This is a genomic window from Siminovitchia thermophila, assembly GCF_016909185.1.
GTDB classification, from domain to species: Bacteria; Bacillota; Bacilli; order Bacillales; family Bacillaceae_C; genus Siminovitchia; species Siminovitchia thermophila.
In genome coordinates, this window is sequence record NZ_JAFBFH010000069.1 from 1 (window position 1) to 4328 (window position 4328).

Here is a 4328-nt window from a genome sequence, read left to right on the forward strand (position 1 = left end):
GTTCTGTCTCCAAAGCACATGAAAGAGTTGTCGGTAAAAGTGAATGCTGCAGCCATCATAAAAAAAGACTATGTGCGGTTGAGAAATACTGATCTGGTAAAAGAAAATCAGCAATTGTGGGAAATTGCTTCCGAAGCATTGAAGGAAAATGAACAGCTAAAGAAGCGCAATTCTGCTTTGCAAAAAGAAAAAACAAAGCTGTTTTGGGAGAATGACCTTTTAAAAGACGAGATAAGCGATTTAAAGCGCGAAATAGGTTTGGTATATAAAAGTACTAAAGAATTTTTAAAAGAGCGCACAGAGGACGCTAGAGCCTTCAAAAACGTTTTTAAGAGTTTGGTAGATAAAATTAAGGTAAAAATATCCCAAGCTCGTGAGAAGCAAAATTTAAGACCGCAGGCTAGTGAGTTTGAAAAGGTGTATAAGAGAGAATTGAGTGAAGATCGAAATCGAGGTTTCGAACGATAAAAAAACGCCATAAAGGCGTTTTTTGTTTTTGAAGTTTTTTAGGGGTTAGAGCGAAGCGAAAACCCCTGTTTTGAACGGAGTGAAAAACAGTTCTTTCTTATCTTGATACTATATAGAAACAACTCAAGTGTGTAAATATATGTTCAGCCTTAGAGCCTCAAGGCTTTGATCAGGTTTTGACATGTAAAAACCCACCTGTTATGATTAAAGTGTCTAAGTTCAATCATAGGGTGGGTTTCATCCTCACCCAGAAGGCGAGGTTTCTTCTATGCATTTATACCCACATGATAGCATGGATATGCTATCAAAATCAAATAAAATTTTGAGTGATAAAGATGGCCAGGGAAAAGAAAGGGATTGGAAGGGCAAGAAAAAGCGTTCGTTGCTTATGGCTGAACATCATGAAATAGCAGAATTGGGAAAAAAAGCAGAGCGAATGTACGAATGCGGTAGTTTTTTATCGTTCAAACTGAAAGATGAACGTTTGAAGCTGTATCAAGCCTATTTCTGCAAAGCGAGGTTATGCCCAATGTGCAACTGGCGCAGATCATTGAAAATTGCTTTCCAAAATAAAAAAATCATTCAAGCGGTCAATGAGCGTGAAAATGTGAAATGGGTATTTCTCACACTGACTGTTCGAAATGTGGGTGGGGAGGAACTAAAAGACACAATGGATCTGATGACGAAGGCGTGGAATCGCTTTGCTGGCTACGTCAAATTTAAAAGGTCAATCAAAGGCTATTTTCGAGCACTAGAAGTGACTCGGAATTGGGATAAAGAAAGTGAGTGGTACGGCACGTATCATCCTCATTTTCATGTTTTGTTAGCAGTACCGAATGATTATTTTGGGCGTAATTATATTAAACAGGCGGAATGGACAAGCATGTGGCAACGTGCCATGAAATTGGATTATATCCCGATCGTTCATGTGGCTAAAGTTAAGCCTAAAAAGGAATCGCCTGATTTTATTGAAATGGAACAGGAAATAAAAAAGACCATTGCGGAACAAAATGCCATTTTTGAAGTTTCCAAGTATCCAATGAAGGATACAGACGTGATTCGTGGAAATAAAGTGACTCCTGAAAATGTGCAGACCGTCAAAGACTTGGATAGGGCATTAGCCTATAAGCGTTTAATTTCCTATGGCGGCTTACTGAAGAAAATACATAAGGAATTGAATCTTAGTGACTCAGAGGATGGCGATTTAATTCATATTGATGATGAATCTGATGAGATAGCAAATGGCGCAGTTGACATCATGGCATACTGGCACGTTGGCTTAAATAATTACATGATTAGAAGATGAGTGAGATTACCAGAAAAAGGCTACCTTCTTCGTGAGTTGGCAGCCTTTTTTTATTTTTTTTGATTTTTTTTTTGATTTTTTTTGAATCTAAAGGACGTCGCAGTCAGGTTTGGTTTAATACAAAATTAAGCATTATGGTGTTAACGGCTATGTTTAATTCAATTTCTTTTGGAACAGGTTTATTTTCCTTAAAATTCAATAGTTCTTTTTCTTCGACGTTTATTATTTTAGATATGTTACTAATAGACAATTCAAATTGGTCTATTAGATTGTCTAATATAATTTGAACTCGTTCTTTTGCTTCAATGCCTGAAGAAAATCCATGGTTCAACATTGCCAGTTTATTTTCTATTTTTTCTTCTTCGTGATCTGTTATCCCTACCTTGTGATTCAGCATATTGTTCAATTTATCTAAAGGAATATTAAGGAGTTTTGATATTTGTTTGAACTCTAAATCATATTTGTTTACTAAATCTTGTATTTCTTTTTTAAAGGAGTTTGTGCCCTTTGTTGACATTTCTACGTTTTGTATTTCTTCGTAATTTGTAATTTGGATCTACCCCTTTCTGATTAAATTGGTATCGCTTCCTATTTTAGTATATTATGAACATTAAATATACATAGAAAGGGGATTATTTTATGAAAAAAATGTTTTTGTTGGTTGTTGCACTTGTATTGTCAGTGACAATGTTCATGCCAAGTGTAAGTGCTGGAGAGCTCGATGCTCAGGTTGATCAATCAAAAGTAAGTATAGCAATTTATGAAGATGGTAGTTTTGAAGGAGTAGACTCTTATGCTTCTCCTTCAGCTGGGCAGCTTCTTAGAGCAGCGAGAGTGAAAAGAATTGGTACAGTTAATTTTCATGTGAATGCACAAAATCAAATAGTCTATAATGTAAAGATGAATAAGGGGCATAAGTTTAAGTCTTTTAAAGGTACAGTTATTGTTACCAACTTGAGCAGTGGTCTTTCACATGGTCGACATACTATTACCGGTAGAAGTGGGCGTATTCAAGTAGCTAGACTTAAGAACAACATATTCTATGCTTCGTTATCGGGTATGCTTGTCTCACAAAAAGGTGTTGGATGGTCATTTGATGGAGCTCATTTAAAATGGAAGTACAAAGGATAAGAAGGATGGCGTCGCCATCCTTCTTTTTTATTTTGAGTAAGGAGTGTGACATGTAGCGGTTGTCAATTTGAATTTGCGGTAGCGGACCGGAGGGAGCATAAGGAGCAAATTCAAATTGACAACCTCACTACACCCAAACCCTCTTGGCATTGTCAAAACTTTGTTTTGACCTGCCTACCGGCGAGGGAGCCCCCTCAAAAATTGAGGGGGCTGGGGGAGTTTTTGGATGGGGTCAAGGGGAAGATTTCCCCTTGCAGGTTTGGACAGCGTTCAAGGTTTTTCCATGCGTCAGCATCGTTCGGCGGCCGCCGAATAGCCCTCGGCAGAGCGCACATATTGGCTAGGAACACGACAGTTCCGAGTGCCAATATAAGAATGCGTTCTCTTATTGGCACTTTCCACTTCCCAATAAGCTCTTTCTCTAGTAAAATGGAGGGGATTATTTGGGGGTGTTTTTTTTCATGGGGAAAGCTATTTTTCGGGTCAGCGGAATCAAAACGACGTTTGATTTACGGGGGATCGGTAAGCACAATTTAGACCGAAAATCGGAAACCAATAAAGATATTGATTTAAGTCGTTCTCATGAAAATATCACCCTCAAAAGGTGTACGGGAACTTACTTGGAAATGTTCGGCCATGTGACCGAGGATTTGAAAAAACAGCATGAAGAGCAAATGAAAAAAACTCGGAAAAGCCGTCAAAAATCGTTTCTGGATAAAATCAATGGCGATAAAGCGGATGTCGCTTGCGAATTTCTGATGAGTGCAACCCCTGAGTATTTTGAGGGGAAATCCCGTGAGGAAATTGAAGAATGGGGCAGGGCTTCTCTTGAATTTATTACAAAGGGAATCGGTATTGAAGAAAAAAATATTCTTCACGCGGTCGTTCACACGGATGAAAAAACGCCCCATATGCACGTGGTGGCTGTGCCACTCGTCAAAAAATATGATGGCAGACGAAAACAGGATGTCCTGGCAATCAGTCGCAAGCATTTCATCAAAACTCGTGAGGACATGGCGGAAGTTCAAACCAAATATGTGGAACACATGAACAAAAAGGGATTTTCCCTCGAGCGTGGTCTTGAAAAGTCAGATGCCAGGCATTTGGATGTGGCTCGTTATAAAGTGCAGGAAAATCAAAGAGAGCTGGCCATGACAGAAAAGGCATTGCTAGAAAAAAAGAGTGAACTCCATGAGGTTCGTTCTGAATTTGAGAAAAGTCTTGAGATACTTTCAGATACAAAAGAGAAAATCCCATTTCTCAAAAAGGAAACGGAAACGGTCAAAACTGGTTTCATGAAATCAGAGGAAAAAGAAACGGGCAATTATGTTCTGTCTCCAAAGCACATGAAAGAGTTGTCGGTAAAAGTGAATGCTGCAGCCATCATAAAAAAAGACTATGTGCGGTTGAGAAATACTGATCT

At 38.5% G+C, this 4328-nt stretch carries 5 protein-coding genes; 4 read left to right on the top strand and 1 reads right to left on the bottom strand.

Annotated features, from left to right (window positions below; translation table 11 throughout):
- Positions 1 to 39 precede the first annotated feature (39 nt).
- Positions 40 to 468: a hypothetical protein gene (locus tag JOC94_RS22410; RefSeq protein WP_205180406.1), complete on the top strand. Its 429-nt coding sequence runs from the start codon at positions 40 to 42 to the stop codon at positions 466 to 468.
- A gap of 268 nt (positions 469 to 736) precedes the next feature.
- A complete protein-coding gene (locus tag JOC94_RS22415) occupies positions 737 to 1774 on the top strand; it encodes a protein rep (RefSeq protein ID WP_236017189.1) in 1038 nt (345 codons plus the stop codon).
- Between the two features lie 103 nt (positions 1775 to 1877).
- Here the strand turns inward: JOC94_RS22415 and JOC94_RS22420 are convergent, their stop codons facing one another.
- Entirely contained in the window at positions 1878 to 2291 is a 414-nt protein-coding gene (locus JOC94_RS22420; RefSeq protein ID WP_205180407.1) for an HTH domain-containing protein, read from the bottom strand.
- A gap of 122 nt (positions 2292 to 2413) precedes the next feature.
- On the opposite strand from JOC94_RS22420, the gene JOC94_RS22425 reads away from it, so the two are divergent.
- Both JOC94_RS22425 and mobV read left to right on the top strand, forming a co-directional pair.
- Positions 2414 to 2905 (top strand): hypothetical protein, encoded by a 492-nt coding sequence (locus JOC94_RS22425; protein WP_205180408.1) that lies wholly within the window; start codon positions 2414 to 2416, stop codon positions 2903 to 2905.
- Between the two features lie 461 nt (positions 2906 to 3366).
- Positions 3367 to 4328, top strand: a 962-nt coding sequence (gene mobV / locus JOC94_RS22430; RefSeq protein ID WP_205180411.1) for a MobV family relaxase, incomplete at its 3' end; no start/stop codon positions are given.

Bases quoted from the DNA above. Each gene is read 5' to 3' on its own strand.
- JOC94_RS22425 (WP_205180408.1), top strand. From the start codon at position 2,414: ATGAAAAAAATGTTTTTGTTGGTTGTTGCACTTGTATTGTCAGTGACA.
- JOC94_RS22420 (WP_205180407.1), bottom strand. From the start codon at position 2,291: ATGTCAACAAAGGGCACAAACTCCTTTAAAAAAGAAATACAAGATTTA.
- JOC94_RS22415 (WP_236017189.1), top strand. From the start codon at position 737: ATGCATTTATACCCACATGATAGCATGGATATGCTATCAAAATCAAAT.